Source organism: Labrys sp. E2SS-1L, from assembly GCF_057073705.1.
This window is the reverse complement of sequence record NZ_CP172712.1, coordinates 536059-555994: the sequence shown is the minus strand read 5'-3', so window position 1 is coordinate 555994 and position 19936 is coordinate 536059. Positions and strand designations below refer to the sequence as shown.

Here is a 19936-nt window from a genome sequence, read left to right as displayed (position 1 = left end):
GCGATGAGCGGGCGAGTGTGCGGGCTGACGGCAACAGGTGATTGAGGCGAAGAGGAAACAGGCGATGAGCGCGATCTTCCAACACGGACAGCAGACGGTTTCGGCAGCGGCGATCGACGCTGCAACGAAAACCAATGCCACCGTGACGAAAGATCCCAAATCGACGCGCATGCCTGTCCTGCGCGATCCCGGCCTGCCGCAGGCCCAGGGCCTCTACGATCCGGCCAATGAGAAGGATGCCTGCGGCGTCGGCTTCATCGCCGATATGAAGAACCGCAAGAGCCACAAGATCATCAGCCAGGCGCTGCAGATCCTGCACAATCTCGACCATCGCGGCGCCGTCGGCGCCGATCCGAAGGCGGGTGACGGCTGCGGCATGCTCGTACAGATCCCGCACGACTTCTTCGCCGCCGAATGCGCCAATCTCGGCTTCGAGCTGCCGGCGCCCGGCGATTACGCCGTCGGCTTCTTCTTCCTGCCGCGCAACGAGGAAGGCCGCGTGCATGCCATGCGCGTGGTCGAGAAGATCGTGGCCGAGGAAGGCGAGGTGTTCCTGGGCTGGCGCGCCGTGCCCGTGGACAATTCGGGCCTGGGCGAGAGCGTGCTGCCGACCGAGCCGATCCACATGCAGGCCTTCATCGGCCGCTCGGCCGCCACGCCGGACCAGGACGAGTTCGAGCGCCGGCTGTTCATCATCCGCAAGGTGATCTCCAACGTCATCTACAACGACGTCGAGCGCCGGCCGGTGACGGCGGGCTTCTATCCGGTCTCGGTGTCGAGCCGCACCATCACCTATAAGGGCATGCTGCTCGCCACCCAGCTCGGCGACTATTTCAAGGACCTCACCGACGAGCGCTTCCAGAGCGCCATCGCTTTGGTGCATCAGCGCTTCTCGACCAACACTTTCCCGAGCTGGACGCTGGCCCACCCCTACCGCATGGTCGCGCATAACGGCGAAATCAACACGCTGCGCGGCAATGTGAACTGGATGGCGGCGCGCCAGGCTTCGGTCGACTCCGAGCTGTTCGGCAACGACATCTCCAAGCTCTGGCCGATCTCCTATGAAGGCCAGTCGGACACCGCCTGCTTCGACAATGCGCTCGAATTCCTGGTGCAGGGCGGTTATTCGCTCGCCCACGCCATGATGATGCTGATCCCCGAGGCCTGGGCGGGCAATCCGCTGATGTCCGAGGACCGGCGCGCCTTCTACGAATACCATGCCGCGCTGATGGAGCCCTGGGACGGGCCGGCCGCCGTGGTCTTCACCGATGGCCGCCAGATCGGCGCCACGCTCGACCGCAACGGTCTCAGGCCCGCGCGCTATCTCGTCACCAAGGACGGGCTCGTCGTGCTCGCCTCCGAATTCGGCGTGCTGCCGATCCCCGAGGCCGACATCGTCGAGAAGTGGCGCCTGCAGCCCGGCAAGATGCTGTTGATCGACCTGGAGGAAGGCCGCATCGTCTCCGACGACGAGATGAAGGCCTCGCTCGCCACCGCCAATCCCTATCGCGACTGGCTCAAGCGCACCCAGATCGTGCTGGAGGATCTGCGCCCGGTGGAAGCGCGCGCCTCGCGCACCGACGTGTCGCTGCTCGATCGCCAGCAGGTCTTCGGCTACACCCAGGAAGACATCAAGCTGCTGCTGCCGCCGATGGCGACCACCGGTCAGGAGGCCGTCGGCTCGATGGGCACGGATACGCCGATCTCGGCGCTCTCCGACAAGTCGAAGCTGCTCTACACCTATTTCAAGCAGAACTTCGCCCAGGTCACCAACCCGCCGATCGACCCGATCCGCGAGGAACTGGTGATGAGCCTGGTGTCTTTCATCGGCCCGCGCCCGAACATCCTCGACCTCGAAGGCACGTCCCGCAAGAAGCGCCTGGAAGTGCGCCAGCCCATCCTCACCAATGAGGATCTGGAGAAGATCCGCTGCATCGGCCATGTCGAGGAGCGCTTCGACACCAAGACGCTCGACATGACCTATCCGGCCATCCAGGGCGCCGAGGGCATGCGCGGCTCGCTCGAGCGGCTGTGCGAGCGCGCCGAGGCGGCGGTGCATGGCGGCTACAACATCATCATCCTCTCTGACCGCCAGACCGGCCCGGACCGCATCCCGATCCCGGCCCTGCTGGCGACGGCGGCGGTGCATCATCACCTCATCCGCAAGGGGCTGCGCACTGCGGCGGGCCTGGTGGTGGAGACCGGCGAAGCGCGCGAGATCCATCATTTCTGCTGCCTCGCCGGCTATGGCGCCGAGGCGATCAACCCCTATCTCGCCTTCGAGACGTTGGCGACGCTGCATGCCCAGCTCGAATTCCCCGAGGAAGTCGACGAATACGAGGTGGTCAAGCGCTACATCAAGTCGATCGGCAAGGGTGTGCTGAAGGTGATGTCCAAGATGGGCATCTCGACCTATCAGTCCTATTGCGGCGCCCAGATCTTCGACGCCATCGGCCTGTCTTCGGCCTTCGTCGACGAGTTCTTCTTCGGCACCGCCACCATGATCGAGGGCGTCGGCCTCGACGAGGTCGCTGCCGAGGCCGTATCTCGCCACAAGGATGCCTTCTCGGACGCGCCGATCTACCGCAACGCCCTCGATGTCGGCGGCGAATATGCCTACCGCATCCGCGGCGAGGACCATGTCTGGACGCCGGACAGCGTCGCCACGCTGCAGCATGCCGTGCGCGCCAATGCGCAGGACCGCTATCGCGACTTCGCCGCCTCGGTGAACCTGCAGAACGGTCAGCTCCAGACCATCCGCGGCCTGTTCCGCATCAAGACGGCCGGGGAGCGCGGCATGGCCGCGGTGCCGCTCAACGAGGTCGAACCCGCCAGCGAGCTGGTGAAGCGCTTCGCCACCGGCGCGATGTCCTTCGGCTCGATCTCGCGCGAGGCGCATGAGTCGCTCGCCATTGCCATGAACGCCATCGGTGGCAAGTCCAACACCGGCGAAGGCGGCGAGGAAGCCGAGCGCTTCAAGACCCTGCCGGATGGGCGCTCCAAGCGCTCGGCCATCAAGCAGGTCGCTTCCGGGCGCTTCGGCGTCACCGCCGAATATCTCGTCAATGCCGACATGATGCAGATCAAGGTCGCGCAGGGCGCCAAGCCCGGCGAGGGCGGCCAGCTGCCCGGCCACAAGGTCGATGCCGTCATTGCCAAGGTGCGCCACTCGACCCCCGGCGTCGGCCTGATCTCGCCGCCGCCGCATCACGACATCTATTCGATCGAGGACCTGGCACAGCTGATCTTCGATTTGAAGAACGTCAACCCGGCGGCGGATGTCTCGGTCAAGCTGGTCTCGGAAGTCGGCGTCGGCACCGTCGCCGCCGGCGTCGCCAAGGCGCGCGCCGACCATATCACCATCTCCGGCTTCGAAGGCGGCACCGGCGCTTCGCCGCTGACCTCCATCAAGCATGCCGGCAGTCCCTGGGAGACGGGCCTCGCCGAGACCCAGCAGACGCTGGTGCTCAACCGCCTGCGCTCGCGCGTGCGCCTGCAGGTCGATGGCGGGCTCAAGACCGGCCGTGACGTCGTCATCGGCGCGCTGCTGGGCGCCGACGAATTCGGCTTCTCCACCGCGCCCCTGATCGCGGCCGGCTGCATCATGATGCGCAAATGCCACCTCAACACCTGCCCGGTGGGTGTGGCGACGCAGGATCCGGTGCTGCGCAAGCGCTTCAAGGGCACGCCCGAGCACATCATCAACTACTTCTTCTTCGTCGCCGAGGAAGTGCGTGAGCTGATGGCCGAGCTCGGCTTCCGCAAGCTCGACGAGCTGATCGGCCGCTCCGACCTGCTCGACAAGCAGGACGCCATCGACCACTGGAAGGCCAAGGGGCTCGACTTCACCAAGCTCTTCCACAAGGTGGACGTGCCGGCCAATGTCGGCATTCGCCACGAGGAGAAGCAGAAGCACCCTGTTGACACCGTGCTCGACCGCGGCTTCATCGCCGAGGCGGCACCGGCGCTCGACTATGGCCGCGAGGTCACCATCGAGGGCAGGATCACCAATGTCGACCGCACGGCGGGCGCCATGCTCTCAGGCGAGGTCGCCATGCGCTACGGCTATGAAGGCCTGCCCGACGGCACCATCAAGGTGAACCTCACCGGTACCGCCGGCCAGAGCTTCGGCTCCTTCCTGGCGGCGGGTATCGACCTGACGCTGGTGGGCCAGGCCAACGACTATGTCGGCAAGGGCCTGTCCGGTGGCCGTATCATCATCAAGCCGAGCGATGAGACGCAGGCCGTGCCGGAGAAGTCGATCATCGTCGGCAACACGGTGCTCTACGGTGCCATCGCCGGCGAGTGCTACTTCCGCGGCGTCGCGGGCGAGCGCTTCGCGGTGCGCAATTCGGGCGCCGCGGCGGTGGTCGAGGGCACTGGCGACCATGGCTGCGAATATATGACCGGCGGCGTGGTGGTGGTGCTCGGCCAGACGGGCCGCAACTTCGCGGCCGGCATGTCCGGCGGTGTCGCCTATGTCTATGACGAGGACCAGAGCTTCGCCAAACGCTGCAACCTCTCCATGGTCGATCTCGAACCGGTGGAAGAGGAAGAGGATCTGATGGAGCGCCTGCACCATCATGGCGGCGACCTTGAGTTCAAGGGCCGCATCGACGTCTCCGGCGACATGGGCCGCTATGACGAGGAACGCCTGCGCAAGATGATCGAGAACCATCTGCATTATACGGGCTCGACGCTTGCCAAGACCATGCTGGACGATTGGGCCACCTATCGCACCCGCTTCGTCAAGGTGATGCCGGTCGAATATCGCCGCGCCCTGCGCGAGATGGAAAAAGCCCGCACCATGATGGCGGCGGAGTGAGGGGATGACGCATGTGATTTCAGGAATTGTCGCGCAGCTTTCGTGGCTGCGCGACAAGGCACCGCCCCTGATCGAATATGGCGCCATTGCTCCCCTGAACCAGTCGTTCGGGATGTTGTTCCTGTGGGCAGATAGCATCGGCCACCTGTCCAACGAGATGGAGGACCTCGACGAGGCCACCATCTTGCTTTCGCAGCATGGCAAGGTGGGCAATGTCGCCACGGAGTATATTGGCGGATCCGGTTTTCAGCGCGCCGGCCTTTGGGACACTGGAAAGTGTGTCGTCAAACCGGAATGGGACTATGTGCCATACGGGCCGATAAACAACGTTCTGGCGAACCTCGGGGTTAGCAAGGACGGGCACCGTGATGAATTCGATGCGTTAGGCTTGGGTAAGTTTCGCTACAACGAAGATTGGATGATCTACGCTCTCTATGGCGATTTGAGTCCCAAAGAAGCCGACGCATATTCTTTTCTCGATAAGAGAGCTTGTCTGGAGGCACTGGAAGTGCGCCTCGAACAAGCCAGGCCGATTGGGGTTCAGTGATGGGCAAGGCAACAGGATTTCTCGAGATCGATCGGCAGGACCAGAAGTATCTTCCGGCCGCCGACCGCATCCGCCACTACCGCGAATTCACCCTTCCGCTCGACGACAAGGATGTCGGCAAGCAGGCGGCGCGCTGCATGGATTGCGGCGTGCCCTATTGCCACGGCCCGACGGGCTGTCCGGTCAACAACCAGATCCCGGACTGGAACGACCTTGTCTATCACGACGACTGGGAGGAGGCGGCGCGCAACCTGCACACCACCAACAACTTCCCCGAATTTACCGGCCGTATCTGCCCGGCGCCCTGCGAGGAGGCCTGCACGCTCAACCTCGAGGACATGCCGGTCACCATCAAGACGATCGAGCAGTCGATTGCCGACAAGGCCTGGGCCATGGGCTGGATCCAGCCCGAGATCGCCAAGGTGAAGACCGGCAAGAAGGTCGCCGTCATCGGCTCCGGCCCGGCCGGCCTGGCCGCCGCCCAGCAGCTCGCCCGTGCCGGCCATGACGTGCATGTCTATGAGCGCGAGCCTGCCGCCGGCGGCCTGCTGCGCTACGGCATTCCCGACTTCAAGATGGAAAAGCACCATATCGAGCGCCGCGTGCGCCAGATGGAAGCGGAGGGCGTCACCTTCCACTATGGCGTCAATATCGGTGTCTCCATGAGCTTTGCCGACCTCAAGTCGAGCCATGACGCCGTGCTGCTGGCGGGCGGCGCCGAGACCCCGCGCGATCCGGCCCTGCCGGGCGCCGAGCTCGAGGGCGTGCATTTCGCCATGCCCTATCTGGTGCAGAGCAATCGCCGCGTTGGTGGCGAGGACATCTCCCGGGAGGAACCGCTGCTGACCACCGGCAAGCATGTCGTCGTGATCGGCGGCGGCGACACTGCCTCGGACTGCGTCGGCACCTCCTTCCGGCAGGGCGCCATTTCGGTGACCCAGCTCGACATCCGGCCCCGTCCGCCCGAGAGGGAAGACAAGCTGGCGATCTGGCCCTATTGGCCGACCAAGATGCGCACCTCCTCTTCGCAGGCCGAAGGCGCCGAGCGCGAGTTCCAGGCGGTGACGCTCGGCATCGTCGGCAAGAACGGCCGGGTCACCGGCGTCAAGATCGCCCGCGCCGACGAGAAGCGCCGCCCGATCGAGGGCACGGAGACCGTGCTCAGGGCCGATATGGTGTTCATCGCCCTCGGCTTCACCGGCCCGGTCAAGGCCGGCATGATCGACCAGTCCGGCGTCGAGCTGGACAAGCGCGGCAATGTCTCCGCTACGGACAGGGACTACCGCACCTCGATGGACAAGGTTTACGCTGCGGGCGACATGCGGCGCGGGCAGTCGCTGGTGGTCTGGGCCATCCGCGAGGGCCGCCAGGCCGCTCGCGCCATCGACGAGGCCCTGATGGGGGCGACGACGCTGCCGCGCTGAGCGGCGGTTTTCGGTGTGCCGGTCTTCAGACCGGCATGAAAGCGTTGGAAGATTGCCGGTCTGAAGACCGGCACACCTTTCCATCACCGATTTTGACGCCAGCATTCAAAGTGATGATGGATGCGGGTCGGTGCTTGCCTGGATGGGAGGAGCGGGCGTAGCAAGGGAAAACCCGAGGTTTCCGTCATGCTCTCCCTCACCGCTGTCCTCGCCTTCACTGCCGTCGCCGTCGGCATGGTGCTGACGCCCGGCCCGAACATGGCCTATCTCGTCTCGCGCTCGATCTGCCAGGGCCGCCTGGCGGGGCTGATCTCGCTGATCGGCGTCGTCACCGGCTTCGTGATCTACATGCTGCTGGCGGCTTTCGGCATCACGGCTCTGCTGTTTGCGGTGCCCTATGCCTATGACGCGCTGCGCATTGCCGGCGCGGCCTATCTCGCCTGGATGGCCTGGCAGGCGCTCAAGCCCGGCGGCCGTTCGCCTTTCGAAGTCCGGGCGCTCAAGCCCGATTCAGTAGGGCGGCTCTATGGCATGGGCCTGTTCACCAGCCTGCTCAATCCCAAGATCGCGGCGCTCTATCTCTCGCTGCTGCCGCAATTCGTCGACCATTCCGGTCCCGTGCTCGGGCAGACCCTGCAGCTTGGCCTCATCCAGATTCTGGTCAGCGCCTTCTTCAATGCCTGCTTCGTCGTGATGGCGGGCACGATTTCGGCCTTCCTGGCGGGCCGTCCGCTGTGGACGACGATCCAGCGCTGGCTGATGGGCACGGTGCTGATGGGGCTCGCGGCCCGCATGGCGCTCGACAGCGCCAGGCGCTGAAGCGGTTTCACGCACGCTTCACAGGCGTTCCTCTCTTATAGGCGACGGTGATGAACCGTGCCTTCGGGGGATCGATGTCGCCGATCGGGTTGCTTGGCAAGATCTGGGCGCCGCGGGACCCTGGGTGTGAGGAAGCCGCGAAAGTCGCGGAAGTCATTGCTCATGAATGGACGTCCTTGCGGACGTTGTGGGACATCGCTTCCACCAATCCAGGCCTGACCGCCGACGACAAGGCCGCTGTCGATGCGCGGTTTCCGCCGGCGCCTCCCACGGTGTCGGGGCCGGCCGAATGGGTGAAGCTCAACGAGGCGAGCCAGATCGTCGGGCGTTATCTTCTGCCTGAACAGCTCGACATCGAATATCCGATCCTGCTCTCCCTGGCAGCACGCCGGGGGCTGTCCAATCTGGACGTCCATAAGAAGAGCGCCGAGTTCTTCGAGCCGAACACCAATGGCGATGCGGTTGCCAATGGCGCCGCCCAGGCTGCCAAGAAGTGCCTGGCTTATCTGGCGCTGCTCGATGATCTTCAGCGTGATTTCATCGATACCCGCAACAAGCGCGAATTGCGCAAGGAAGTGGCGAGGCGGCTGCTCGGCTATGGCTGTATCCTGCTGGTCGTCGCGGTGCTGCCCTTCGTCATTCTCGCGGTCATCGCCACTTGGCAGGCTCCGGCCACAGGCCCCGGGACCCTCTACTCGTCCAATCCCGTGTTCGGCTTCGGCCTGGTGATGGCCTTCGGCCTGCTCGGTGCCTTCTTCAGCCGAGTCACCCAATTCCAGACGGACAGTCCCGCGCTGAGTTTCGATCAGGTCATGAACAGTTACCGGCCCGATGTGCTGCGCGTGCGCCTGCTCGTCGGCATGATGGGGGGGATGGTCTTTTATTTCCTGATGCGCAGCGGGATCGTCGGCGGCACCATCTTTCCGAAGCTGTCGGACGTGTCGCTATCGACGGTTTCGGTTCTCCAGGAGGCCAATGGCGATACGACGGTCGCCAGCAGCAAACCCGAGGCGAGCGGCCTCACAATCCTGCTGCCGTCGACGGAGCTTGCCAAATTGCTGGTCTGGTCGTTTCTCGCAGGCTTCTCCGAACGCCTGGTGCGCAACACGCTCGATACCACCGTGGCCAAGGCCGAGCAGGCCAAGCCCTGAGCCGCAGTGCTGGCTCTCAGGGCGTTCCCACCGGCGATGGCCAGCGAAAATCGTCGGCGCGGCCCTCACGCGGGGGAAGGCTCTCGCCCTGTCCGAGTACCTTGGCGACGCTGGGATCGGCGCCGCCCGGTTTAGGGGCGCCGCCACCGAGCAACTGGCCGCCGGGCGCGGTTTCATAGGCGTCGAGCGGCAGGACCGGCCCGTATTCGGGTTTTTCCGCCGGTGAATCGCCGGGGGTCTCGGAGGTGGGCTCGGCGACCGGTGCCGTCGCAACCATCGGGGCCGGCGGGGCCTCGCCGAGCAGGCGCCGCAGATCGCTTTCGAGGAAATGCGCCGCCAGTTTGGCACCTTCATCGGAAAAATGCACGCCGTCGGCCTTGCGCAGGCGGGCCGGCTGGCCGTCGAGCCCGGTGCCGCTGGCAGCATAGGAACCATCCGAATTGACGAACCCGTCCCAGATGTCGACATAGACCCCGCCTGCTGCCGTGATCTGGCTGCGATAGAGGCTGTTGAAACGCACCATGGCGGCGCTCAGGGTGTCGCTGCGCATCGGCGGAAGGCCGACCCAGAAGATCTTGACGCCGCGGGCTTTCAGGGGCGCGATCAGCGCGTCGATGCGCTTGCGATAAGCGGTCTCCCACTCGTCCGACTGCGGTTCGAGGCGGACGCCGTTCTCCCGGATGGTCTGGCGATCGTTGGAGCCGATCAGGATCACGACCGCATCGATCTGGGCGTTGGCGGCGAGCAGGTCGACGATGCCCTTGTTCCAGTCGTAGAAATCGTTGCGCACCAGGCCGCTATCGGCCTTGGTATTGCGGATGATGGCGATATCGGGCCGGTCGTCCAGGACGTCCGCCAGCCCGGCGGCGAGCTGGTCCGCCATGGAATCGCCGATGACATGCACGAAGGAGGAAGGCGGCACGGCCGGTGCCGGCGCGACCTTGGCCGGCTTGGGCATGGCGAAGGGCGAAGCACGGACCTTGGTCCGCCGGACCGGCGCCGGCCGGGCATTCTGCTGGCGCACCTTGTTCTGCATTTCCTGATATTGGCGCAGGGCTTCGCCCGGCGTCTCGCCTCCGCCGTCGCGGGCCAGGACATGGCGCTGCGACAGCACGACGGCCGCCAGCACGAACAGGGCGATCAGGAGGAGGCGCTGCTTCAAGGCCGGTCTCCGGTTTCGCGGGAATGAGGCGCTCTCGAAAAGCAAGCCTATCACGCATCAGGGCGTGGCGCTCAACTTCTGCAACACCGCCGGAGTGGGATAGCCGTCGGCCACCAGCCCTGCCTTGGCCTGCCAGGTGCGCAGGGCCGCCCGCGCCGCAGGGCCGATCTTGCCGTCGATCGTCTCGATCGGATAGCCGAGCGCCTTCAGCTTCTTCTGCATCGCGGTGATCTGGGCCCGGTTGAGCGTGGTCTCCTGCGTCGGCCAGCGCCCTTTCAACGAGGCAATGCCACGGATGCGGTCGGCGAGTAGGCCGACCGACAGCGTGTAGGAATCGGAGATGTTGTAGGTCTTGATTGCCCAATAGTTCTGGAAGGTCAGGAAGGCCGGCCCCTTGGAGCCCGCGGGCAGGAACAGCCAGGCCTTGTCGCCGTCCGGCAGCGGCTTGCCATCGACCCTGGCGACGCCGAGCTTGGCCCAGGCGCCGGCGGGACCACCGTCATGGGCGTTGATAGCGGTGAAATCGAACTTGGCCGGCAGCTTGACTTCATAACCCCAGCGCTTGCCGGCATCCCAGTCATGCAGCTTGAGGTAGTTGGCGATCGAGCCGATCACGTCGGGCTCTTCATTCCAGATGTCACGCTTGCCGTCGCCATCCATGTCGACGGCATATTTGAGGAAGCTGGACGGCATGAACTGCACCTGGCCCAGCGCTCCGGCCCAGGAACCGGTCATGCCGCGCGGCGTGATGTCGTGCTCCTGCAGGATCTTGAGGGCGTCGATCAACTCGTCGCGGAAGAGTTCCGGGCGCTTGGTGGTACAGCAGGCCAAGGTGGTGAGCGAGCGGACGGTGTCGGAATTGCCGGGCGAGGCGCCGTAATTGCTCTCCAGCGACCAGATGGCGAGGATGACATAGCGATCGACGCCATAGCGCTCCTCGGCCTTGTCGAGCCAGGATTTCCAGCGTTGCGCCATTGCCTTGCCCTGGGCGATCCGGTCGGCGCTCAGGCGGCCGTCGACATAGGCGCGGATGGTCTGGTTGAATTCGGGCTGGGTGCCCGCCAGCGAGACGACCTTGGGATCGACGCCGAGCCCGGCAAAGGCGGCATCGAAGGTCTCACGGGAAATACCAGCCTTCTCGGCCCGCGGCCACAGGGCGGTGACGAAGTTCAAATAGCTGTCGGCCCGGGCAGGCGAGGCCAAGCCGAGGACCATCAGGCCGAGGACCATCAGGCCGAGGATCGTGAACCCCTGTATGGATCCGAGCCGCACCGTGCGCACGATGACGTTAGAAGGCGATGGCATGGGCACGTTCCCGAATCCTGATTCTCTTTACCGATTCTGTGATAAACACCGCCGCGAAACAAATCGTGACGAGGCAGGTTTGAAACAAGGTGATGGCCAAAGTGATCGCATGCTGAAGGCGGCGCAGCAATCGGCTCTGCGCACCCTCGCAACCGAACGGGCCGGCCTGGAGGCGCTGGCGGAGGCGATCGAAGGCGATCTCGGTCCGGTGTTCAGCGCCTGCATCGAGCGCTTTTCCGGCCTCAAGGGCCGCGTCATCGTCACCGGCATGGGTAAATCCGGGCATATCGGCAAGAAGATCGCCGCCACCTTCGCCTCTACCGGTACGCCGGCCTTTTTCGTGCATCCGAGCGAGGCCAGCCATGGCGATCTCGGCATGATCACGGCCGACGATGCCGTGATCGCTCTGTCCTGGTCGGGCGAGACACGCGAACTCGGCGACATCATCGACTATGCCACCCGCTTCAACGTGCCCCTGGTCGCGGTGACCTCGGTGGCGAGCTCGACCCTGGCGAAGGCGGCTGACCTGCCTCTGGTCCTGCCCCAGGCCAAGGAAGCCTGCCCCAACGGCCAGGCACCGACGACCTCCTCGCTGATGATCCTGGCGCTCGGCGATGCCCTGGCCATGGCCATGCTGGAATCGCGCGGCTTCACCGCCGCCGATTTCCGGGTCTTCCATCCCGGCGGCAAGCTCGGCGCCTCGCTCAAATTCGTGCGCGATGTCATGCGCACCGGCGACGCGGTGCCGCTGGTCACCGAGGGCACACTGATGTCGGAAGCCATCCTGGTGATGTCGAAGAAGGGGGTCGGCAGCGTCGGCGTCCTCGACGCGTCGGGCATGCTGGTCGGCATCGCCACGGACGGCGACCTCCGGCGTCATATGAGCGACGATTTGATGACGCGGCGGGTCGACGACATCATGACACGCACGCCCAAGGTCATCCGCCCCGAAGCCCTGGTCAGCGAGGCCATGGAGGTGATGGATACGAGACGCATCGCCGTGCTGTTCGCCGTGGAAGGCGGGCGGCCCGTGGGTGTCGTCCATATGCTCGACCTCCTGAACATCGGCGTCGTGTGAGCAATGCCCCGCCCCTCAGCCTGACGATCGAGAACCTCGCCTGCGAGCGGGGCGGACGGCTGGTGTTCGAAGGGGTCGGCTTTTCCGCCGGTGCCGGCGACCTCGTGGCGGTGACGGGGCGCAACGGTGCCGGCAAATCCAGCCTGCTTCGGGTGATCGCCGGCCTGGTGCCGCGCCGGGCAGGGGCGATACGCCTCGTCGGAGGCGATGCCGAGAAGTCGCCTGCCGAGCACATGCATTATTGCGGCCATGCCGATGCCCTGAAACCCTCGCTCAGCGTGCGCGAGAATCTGGGTTTCTGGCGCGCCTATTACGGCGATGCCGACCGCTCGGTCGAGGATGCGCTCGATCTCTTCGCCATCGAGCATCTCATCGACCTGCCGGCGGCCTATCTGTCGGCCGGCCAGAAGCGCCGGCTCAGCCTGTGCCGTCTGCTGGTGTCGCGGCGGCCGGTCTGGCTCCTGGACGAGCCGACCTCGGCGCTCGACGCCGCCACCCAGGCCCGTCTTGCCGGGGTGATGGGCGAGCATCTTGCCGGCGGCGGGCTCATCCTGGCCGCCACCCATGGCGATCTCGGCCTGGCGCCGAGCCTCACCCTCACCATCGGTGCGGCATGAGCGCGCTCGCAGCCCTGTTCATGCGCGAGCTGCGGCTGGCCGTCAGGGCCGGCGGCGGCGCGCCGGTCGGCGTCATCTTCTTCCTGGCGGTGGTGACGGTCATTCCCTTCGGTGTCGGCCCTGATCTCAACCTGCTCACCCGCATCGGCCCGGCCGTGCTCTGGCTCGGTGCCCTGCTGGCGACGCTGCTCGGCCTCGACCGCCTGTTCCAGGCCGATCTCGACGATGGTTCGCTCGACCTCATCCATCTCGGCGGCCAGCCCCTCGAATTGGCGGTGGCGGTGAAGGCGTTGGCGCATTGGGTGACCACCGGCCTGCCCCTGGTCATCGCCACGCCGCTGCTGGGCCTGTTCGTCAACCTGCCCGGCAAGGGGCTTGCGGCCGTGACGCTGACCCTGCTGGCGGGCACGCCGGCTTTGACCTTCCTCGGTGCGATCGGCGCGGCGCTGACCGTGGCGCTCCGGCGCGGCGGCATGCTGATCTCCATCCTGATCCTGCCGCTCACCATCCCCGTGCTGATCTTCGGGGTGGCCGCCGCGACCGCCGCGATCACCGGCCCGATGCCCTTCCTGCCGCCCTTCCTGCTGCTCTCGGCCATGACGCTGTTTTCCATCGTGCTCGGCACGGTGGCGGCGGCCTGGGCCCTGCGCTTCGGGCTGGAATAGCCTTGGATTCTTTGCCTCGCGCGGTCTCGACGACGGATGGGCAGTTCGAAGCTACCGTATCAGGACCTCGCGCTTGAGCAGGGCCTCGAGCCAGTCCGCGAACAGCTGCACCCGGCGGGAAAAATGCCGCCGGTGGGGGAAGAGCAGCGTCATCGGCATGGAGGCGGCGCGATAGTCCGGCATGACTTCGACGAGTTCGCCGGCCGCCAGGTGGCTCTTGACGTCATAGGCCGGGATCTGGATCAGGCCGAAACCGGCCAGGCAGCAGGCGATATAGGCCTCGGCTCCATTGACGACCACACGGCTGCGCACCGAACGCGTCTGGATGGCGCCCTGCTCCAGCCATTCCCAGGGCTCCACCCGGCCGGTGCTGGGGGAGGCGTAGTTGACGGCCAGATGCCCGTCGAGGTCCTCGGGACTGCGGGGCACACCATAGCGCGCGAGATAGGCCGGGCTCGCCACGTTGATCAGGGCCAGTTCGCCGATGGAACGGGCGATCAGCCCTGAATCGCTGAGAGGGCCGACCCGCAGCACGCAGTCGAGGCTGTCCTCGACCAGGTCGACGGTGCGGTCCGTCACGCCGAGATCGACGTCGATCTCGGGATAGAGGTCGAGGAATTCGGCCAGGGCCGGTGCCACGATCAGCCGGCCGATACGCCCGGGCAGGTCGACGCGCAGGCGCCCGGCCGGGCCGACGGCGGCCTGCCGGAACAGGCTTTCGGTTTCCTCGAAATCGCTGAGGAGGCGCAGGCAGCGCTCATAGAGGGCGAGGCCATCCTGCGTGGGCGCGACCTTGCGGGTGGTCCGATGCAGCAGGCGCGCACCCATGCGCGCTTCCAGATCCTTGATGGCGGCCGAGACCGAGGGGCGCGGCAGCCCCAGCGTGTTGGCGGCGCGCGTGAAGCTCGAACTGTCGACGACACGGACGAAGATGCGGAAGAGGTCGATGCGGTCCACGGCCTAATACCAGATTAGTACAGGATCCTAACATGTCATGTTCGAATGGGTAGCTTTATATCGGAATTCAAGACGATAAGCTGGCCTCCGATAAAGCTTCACTCGTGAAAGGAGGTCCAACATGGCCGATCACAGCATCAAGGGAAAAGTCGCGCTGATTGCCGGAGGCGCCAAGAATCTGGGCGGGCTGCTCGCCCGCGATCTGGCGGCGCAGGGCGCCAAGGCGGTCGCCATCCACTACAACAGCGCCGCCACCAAGGCCTCGGCCGAGGAAACCGTCGCCGCCATCAATGCGACCGGTGCCAAGGGCGTCGCCTTCCAGGGCGACCTCACCTCGGCCGGTGCGGTCGAGAAGCTGTTTGCCGATACGATCGCCGCCGTCGGCCGTCCCGACATTGCGGTCAACACCGTCGGCAAGGTGCTCAAGAAGCCTTTCGTCGAGATCACCGAGGCCGAATATGACGAGATGACCGCGGTCAACTCGAAGACGGCCTTCTTCTTCCTCAAGGAGGCCGGCAAGCATCTCAACGACAACGGCAAGATCTGCACGCTCGTCACCTCGCTGCTCGGCGCCTTCACGCCTTTCTATGCCGCCTATGCCGGCACCAAGGCGCCCGTGGAGCATTTCACCAGGGCCGCTTCCAAGGAGTTCGGCGAGCGCGGCATCTCGGTGACCGCCATCGGCCCCGGCCCGATGGATACGTCCTTCTTCTATCCGGCCGAGGGTGCCGATGCCGTCGCCTATCACAAGAGCGCCGGTGCCCTGTCGAAGTTCTCCAAGACCGGCCTCACCGACATCGAGGACATCGTGCCCTATATCCGCTTCCTCGTCTCCGACGGCTGGTGGATGACCGGGCAGACCATCCTGGTCAACGGCGGCTACACCACCAAGTAGGGACGACGAACCTTTGCCATGCCCGGGCTTGACCCGGGTATCCAGCGGCCGGGTACTCGTTGTGTCGCGGGAGCGACTGGATTGCCGGGACGGGCCCGGCAATGACAAAGCTGGCGCTCGGTACATCGTGATGATGCCGGACCTGTAGAAATCGGCAGCGGCCCGTCCCCGGCCGACGCAGGACTTCCTCATGGATCGAGGAAGTCCTTCGCGCGCGGCTCTCGGATATTTGTGTTTCCTGCGTCATTGTTTCGCCGCGCCGGCGCGGGTAAAACAAGCCCATGTGGAAATATGCCAACCCCACCCTGTTCATGGGCCTTGCCGGCCGCCTCCTGCCCTGGCTGGCAGGGGCGACGGTGCTGCTGTTCGCCGCCGGTCTCTATGGCGCGGCCCTCGCGCCGGACGACTACCAGCAGGGCGCCACGGTGAAGATCATGTATATCCACGTGCCCTGCGCCTGGCTCGCCATGGCCGGCTGGGGCGCGATGTCGCTCTCGGCGCTCGGCGTGCTGGTCTGGCGCCATCCCCTCGCCGAAGTGGCGATGAAGGCGGCCATGCCGATCGGCGCCGCCTTCACCTTGCTCTGCCTGATCACCGGTTCGCTCTGGGGCCAGCCGATGTGGGGCACCTGGTGGGTCTGGGATGCGCGCCTGACCTCGGTGCTGGTGCTGTTCCTGATGTATCTGGCGCTGATGGCGCTGTGGCACGCCATCGAGGATCCCAGCAAGGCAGCGCGGATCTCGGCCGTGCTGGTGCTGGTCGGGGCCATCAACATTCCGATCATCAAGTTTTCGGTCGAGTGGTGGAACACCCTGCACCAGGGCGCCTCGGTGTTCCGCATCGGCGGCTCCACCATCTATTCCTGGAACATGCTGTGGCCGCTGCTCGACATGGCGCTGGCCTTTACCCTGCTGTTCGTCACGCTGCATCTGACGGCGATGCGCAACGAGATCCTGCGTCGCCGCATCCGCACCATGCGGCTGATGGCTGCGGCCGGCGTCACCCCGGCCATGACCGCCTCGCTGCCGGTGGAGGCGTAAGATGGTGCTGTTCGGCATGGATCTCGGGCCGCATTGGGCCTTCATTGTCTGGGCCTATGGCCTCGCCGTCGCGGTGATCGTCCTGCTGATCGCCTGGGTGGTGCTGGATCACAAGGCGCAGCACAGAACCTTGGCCGACCTGGAAGCTCAGGGCCTTCGTCGGCGCTCGCGCCGGGACGCCAAGCCGGACGGACAATTGCCATGAGCAACAGCCAGACCCTGCCGCCGGCACCGCGCCGCCGTGCGCTGGTGTTTCTGCCCTTGATCGTGTTCGCGGCGCTCGCCGGCCTGTTCTTCTACCAGCTCCGCTCCGGCGGCGACCCTTCGGCGCTGCCTTCCACCTTGATCGGCAAGCCGGTGCCGCAGATGAGCTTGCCGCCGCTGGCCGAACTGGTCCGGGATGGCAAGGCGCTCCCCGGCCTTGCCACCGCCGATCTCAAATCGGGTGGGGTCAGCGTGGTCAACATCTTCGCCTCCTGGTGCGGCCCCTGCCGGGACGAGCATCCGGTGCTGATGAAGCTGGCCGGCCTCGGCAAGGGGCGCCTGGTGGCGATCAACTACAAGGACGACCCCGACAATGCGCGCCGCTATCTCGGCACCTTCGGCAATCCCTATGCAGCTGTCGGCGTCGACGTGAACGGCCGCTCCGCCATCGACTGGGGCGTCTATGGCGTGCCGGAGACCTTCGTGGTCAATGGCAAGGGGGAGATCGTCGACAAGATCGTCGGCCCGCTGAGCGAGGACAGCCTCAAGACCAGGTTGCTGCCTGCGATCGAGGCCGCCTCCAAGTCCTGAGCTGCTATTCCCAATCTGCGACATTCCGGGCCCGCAATGACCGACCGCTCCAAGCTTCCCTACCGCCCTTGCGCCGGCGCGGCGCTGTTCAACGCGCAAGGCCAGGTCTTCGTTGGCCGCCGCAAACCGCGCACCGGCAGCGCGCCCGATAGCTTCGAATGGCAGATGCCGCAGGGCGGCATCGACGAGGGCGAGGACCCGCGCGAGGCGGCGATCCGCGAGCTCCATGAGGAGACCAATGTGCGTTCGATCGCCTTTCTGGCCGAGGCGCCGGACTGGTATTCCTACGACCTGCCGGCCGAGGCCGTCGGCGGCGGCTGGACGGCGCGCTATCGCGGCCAGACCCAGAAATGGTTCGCCTTCCGCTTCACCGGCCCCGACAGCGAGATCGACGTGCTCAGGCCGGCTGGCGGCAAGCACAAGGCCGAGTTCGAGGATTGGCGCTGGGAAGATCTGACCGCCTTGCCTGGCCTGATCGTGCCGTTCAAGCGCGGCGTCTACGACGAGGTGGTGGCGGCCTTCCGGCATCTGGTGGCGTGATGGACCAGACCAGACCCTATCGGCCGAATGTCGGCATCGCTTTGTTCAATGCCGAGGGGCTGGTGCTGGTCGGCCGCGCCGAGACCTCCGGGCCGGAACTGATCGTGCCGGGCTTCGAATGGCAGTGCCCGCAGGGTGGCATCGACGAGGGCGAGGACATCGTCGCGGCCGCCAAGCGCGAACTCTGGGAGGAGACCAACGTCCGCAGCGCTTCCCTGCTTGCGGTGACGGAGGAATGGTGGCCCTATGATTTCCCGCCTTATGACGGGCCACCGCACAAATTATCGCCCTATCGCGGCCAGAAGCAGCGCTGGGCCGCCTTGCGCTTCGAGGGGCAGGACAGCGAGATCGACGTCGTCAACCTGCCGACCGGCGAGCCGCAGGAATTCTTCGGCTGGCGCTGGGAAAGGCTGGCGCGGCTGCCCGACCTGGTGACGCCGCACAAGCGTCCGGTCTATCTGCGCATGGCGCAGGCCTTTGCCGGGTTCGGGGCCTGACGAGCCGGGAACCTTTCGCCGACCCACCCTGTTCAGCGTAGATCCATTGGACGGATTGGCGCCGTGCCATGCTTGTGCCAAGCTATGCTGCTTCAATGGCACTTGGGCTGTATGGGGGCTGCATTTCAGAGGTGGCGTCCCCATATGCCGATTTTGGCGCGGAGGCGCGGAAGCGATGTTTCGGAACGTCATGCCCTATGATTATACCGTCGGTATCGATCGCTCGGATATCGACTTCATGGGCCATGTCAACAATGCCAGCTACCTGAAATGGGTGCAGGCGGCGATCATCAGCCATTGGGAGCGCCTGGCGCCTGCCGAGGCGCTGAAGAAGCACGCCTGGGTGGCGCTGCGTCATGAGATTACCTATCGCAAGCCGGCCTTCCTCGAAGACGATGTGATCGCCACCGTCATTCTCGAGAAGGTGCATGGTGCGAAGGCCTTTTACGGCATCATCATCAAACGCGGCGAGGAAGTGCTCGCCGAAGTGAAGTCGAGCTGGTGCTGCCTGGATGTGGCCACCAAACGCCCGAAGCGGCTTTCGAGCGCCATCATCGAGCGTTTTCTCGGCAGGCCGGCGGGGTAGTGCGCCTCTGGAGTGCCGATCCTCTCGCCTTGGCTCCGTCAAGTAATGGAGCGAGATCGGCATTCCAACCGAGGTTCATACCTCCACCGCCGGTTTGCGTGGGGGAAAAAGCTGGTCGCGTGAGGCGATGAGCGCCCCGCCGACGATGAGCAGCACGGCGAGTGCCAGAGCCAGGCTCGGCGATGCGATGCCGACGGCGACCAGGATCAGCGTCGAGAGCACCGGCGTGGCATAGGAAGCGACGCCGAGCAGGCGGATGTCGCCATGCTTGACCCCGCGATCCCAGGCATAGAAGGCCAGGCCCACCGGTCCCAGGCCAAGCCCGACGATGGCAAGCCACTCTTTGGCATCGGGCCATATCGTGGTCTCGAACAGGGCGTGGCAGACCAAGGCGAGTACGCAGGTCACCCCGCAAAAGCCGACCACCGCATCCGTCGGCACCGCCTTGAAGCGGCGCGACAGCACCGAATAGCCGGACCAGATGAAGGCGCAGGCGAGCGCCAGCGCGTAGCCGGGCGCATTGGCCATCTCGAAGCCCGCCACGCCTTTTGCAAGGGCGAGCGCCAGGACGCCGGCAAAACCGAGCAGAGCGCCCGCAACATGATACCAGCGCAGCCGCTCGCCAGGCAGCATGGCGGAGAACAGCACGATCAACAACGGCCAGAGATAGGCGATCAGGCTGGCCTCGGCCGGTGGTGCCCGCTTGAGCGCCTCGAAATAGACGGCGTGATAGCCGAACAGGCCACCGACGCCGAGCGCCCAGACTGGCCAGGGCTGGCGCAGGGCCGCGGTGGCGCCGGGGCGGAACAGCCAGGAGGCCGCGCCCATCAGCGTCGCTACAGCGAAGGTCAGCCCGAGCAGTTCGAAGGATGGGATGCGGTGAGTGAGCGCGGTGGTCAGGGCGAGGACGGACCAGAGCAGGATGGCGATCAGGCCGATCAGGGTGGCGAGCAGTTTGGCGGGCATGGATGGTTCTTTCGGTTGCGCCTGCTATGCCGCAAAATCGAGAGAGGCGCCATCCGGGATTTTTGAG

19 protein-coding genes are annotated in these 19936 nt (G+C 65.5%); 15 read left to right on the top strand and 4 right to left on the bottom strand.

All coding sequences use genetic code 11. The features are described from left to right. The first annotated feature begins 64 nt into the window (after positions 1-64). The 5 genes from gltB (at position 65) to ACIGJE_RS02525 (ending at position 8766) form a co-directional block, all read left to right on the top strand. The gene (gltB, locus tag ACIGJE_RS02545) at positions 65-4825 is read left to right on the top strand and encodes a glutamate synthase large subunit (RefSeq protein ID WP_376717651.1); all 4761 of its coding nucleotides are present in this window, start codon (positions 65-67) and stop codon (positions 4823-4825) included. A 4-nt stretch (positions 4826-4829) separates the two neighbouring features. Continuing rightward, positions 4830-5372 carry a hypothetical protein gene (locus ACIGJE_RS02540; RefSeq protein ID WP_483679244.1) on the top strand — a complete coding sequence of 181 codons (543 nt, stop codon included), beginning with the start codon at positions 4830-4832 and terminating at the stop codon, positions 5370-5372. Continuing rightward, positions 5372-6796 (top strand): glutamate synthase subunit beta, encoded by a 1425-nt coding sequence (locus ACIGJE_RS02535; protein WP_367626185.1) that lies wholly within the window; start codon positions 5372-5374, stop codon positions 6794-6796. The genes ACIGJE_RS02540 and ACIGJE_RS02535 overlap by 1 nt, the downstream gene beginning before the upstream one ends. 186 nt (positions 6797-6982) lie before the next feature. Beyond that, entirely contained in the window at positions 6983-7615 is a 633-nt protein-coding gene (locus ACIGJE_RS02530) for a LysE family translocator (protein WP_483679242.1), read from the top strand. A 50-nt stretch (positions 7616-7665) separates the two neighbouring features. Continuing rightward, complete coding sequence (locus tag ACIGJE_RS02525) at positions 7666-8766, top strand: hypothetical protein (protein WP_483679240.1); 1101 nt, start codon at positions 7666-7668, stop codon at positions 8764-8766. A gap of 16 nt (positions 8767-8782) precedes the next feature. Here ACIGJE_RS02525 and ACIGJE_RS02520 read toward each other — a convergent pair whose 3' ends face one another. Then, complete coding sequence (locus ACIGJE_RS02520; RefSeq protein WP_415087061.1) at positions 8783-9928, bottom strand: SGNH/GDSL hydrolase family protein; 1146 nt, start codon at positions 9926-9928, stop codon at positions 8783-8785. Positions 9929-9985: 57 nt separating this feature from the next. Continuing rightward, a complete protein-coding gene (locus tag ACIGJE_RS02515; protein ID WP_367626183.1) occupies positions 9986-11233 on the bottom strand; it encodes a lytic murein transglycosylase in 1248 nt (415 codons plus the stop codon). Between the two features lie 109 nt (positions 11234-11342). Here ACIGJE_RS02515 and ACIGJE_RS02510 point away from each other — a divergent pair, with 109 nt between their 5' ends. The 3 genes from ACIGJE_RS02510 to ccmB are packed head-to-tail and all read left to right on the top strand — an operon-like array spanning position 11343 to position 13593. Next, the gene (locus tag ACIGJE_RS02510; RefSeq protein WP_311934678.1) at positions 11343-12311 is read left to right on the top strand and encodes a KpsF/GutQ family sugar-phosphate isomerase; all 969 of its coding nucleotides are present in this window, start codon (positions 11343-11345) and stop codon (positions 12309-12311) included. Next, positions 12308-12928 (top strand): heme ABC exporter ATP-binding protein CcmA, encoded by a 621-nt coding sequence (gene ccmA, locus ACIGJE_RS02505; protein WP_483679238.1) that lies wholly within the window; start codon positions 12308-12310, stop codon positions 12926-12928. The genes ACIGJE_RS02510 and ccmA overlap by 4 nt, the downstream gene beginning before the upstream one ends. Continuing rightward, a complete protein-coding gene (gene ccmB / locus ACIGJE_RS02500; RefSeq protein ID WP_311934582.1) occupies positions 12925-13593 on the top strand; it encodes a heme exporter protein CcmB in 669 nt (222 codons plus the stop codon). Before ccmA ends, ccmB begins: the two co-directional genes overlap by 4 nt. A gap of 51 nt (positions 13594-13644) precedes the next feature. On the opposite strand, the gene ACIGJE_RS02495 is transcribed toward ccmB, so the two are convergent. After that, the gene (locus ACIGJE_RS02495) at positions 13645-14550 is read right to left on the bottom strand and encodes a LysR family transcriptional regulator (RefSeq protein ID WP_311934583.1); all 906 of its coding nucleotides are present in this window, start codon (positions 14548-14550) and stop codon (positions 13645-13647) included. 121 nt (positions 14551-14671) lie between these two features. Here ACIGJE_RS02495 and ACIGJE_RS02490 point away from each other — a divergent pair, with 121 nt between their 5' ends. The 7 genes from ACIGJE_RS02490 to ACIGJE_RS02460 all read left to right on the top strand — a co-directional run bounded on the left by ACIGJE_RS02490 (position 14672) and on the right by ACIGJE_RS02460 (position 18903). Then, positions 14672-15445, top strand: a complete 774-nt coding sequence (locus ACIGJE_RS02490) for an SDR family oxidoreductase (protein ID WP_311934584.1) — start codon at positions 14672-14674, stop codon at positions 15443-15445. Positions 15446-15726: 281 nt separating this feature from the next. Beyond that, on the top strand, positions 15727-16485 hold the full coding sequence (locus tag ACIGJE_RS02485; RefSeq protein WP_367626686.1) for a heme ABC transporter permease: 759 nt from the start codon (positions 15727-15729) through the stop codon (positions 16483-16485). Between the two features lies 1 nt (position 16486). Then, a complete protein-coding gene (gene ccmD / locus ACIGJE_RS02480; protein ID WP_367626685.1) occupies positions 16487-16690 on the top strand; it encodes a heme exporter protein CcmD in 204 nt (67 codons plus the stop codon). Beyond that, positions 16687-17280 carry a DsbE family thiol:disulfide interchange protein gene (locus tag ACIGJE_RS02475; RefSeq protein WP_367626684.1) on the top strand — a complete coding sequence of 198 codons (594 nt, stop codon included), beginning with the start codon at positions 16687-16689 and terminating at the stop codon, positions 17278-17280. Before ccmD ends, ACIGJE_RS02475 begins: the two co-directional genes overlap by 4 nt. A gap of 36 nt (positions 17281-17316) precedes the next feature. Continuing rightward, on the top strand, positions 17317-17820 hold the full coding sequence (locus ACIGJE_RS02470; RefSeq protein WP_367626683.1) for an RNA pyrophosphohydrolase: 504 nt from the start codon (positions 17317-17319) through the stop codon (positions 17818-17820). Then, on the top strand, positions 17820-18317 hold the full coding sequence (locus tag ACIGJE_RS02465) for an RNA pyrophosphohydrolase (RefSeq protein ID WP_415087052.1): 498 nt from the start codon (positions 17820-17822) through the stop codon (positions 18315-18317). The genes ACIGJE_RS02470 and ACIGJE_RS02465 overlap by 1 nt, the downstream gene beginning before the upstream one ends. Positions 18318-18492: 175 nt before the next feature. Beyond that, a complete protein-coding gene (locus ACIGJE_RS02460) occupies positions 18493-18903 on the top strand; it encodes an acyl-CoA thioesterase (RefSeq protein WP_311934589.1) in 411 nt (136 codons plus the stop codon). 75 nt (positions 18904-18978) lie between these two features. On the opposite strand, the gene yddG is transcribed toward ACIGJE_RS02460, so the two are convergent. Continuing rightward, positions 18979-19869: an aromatic amino acid exporter YddG gene (yddG, locus tag ACIGJE_RS02455; RefSeq protein ID WP_483679234.1), complete on the bottom strand. Its 891-nt coding sequence runs from the start codon at positions 19867-19869 to the stop codon at positions 18979-18981. Positions 19870-19936: the final 67 nt, after the last annotated feature.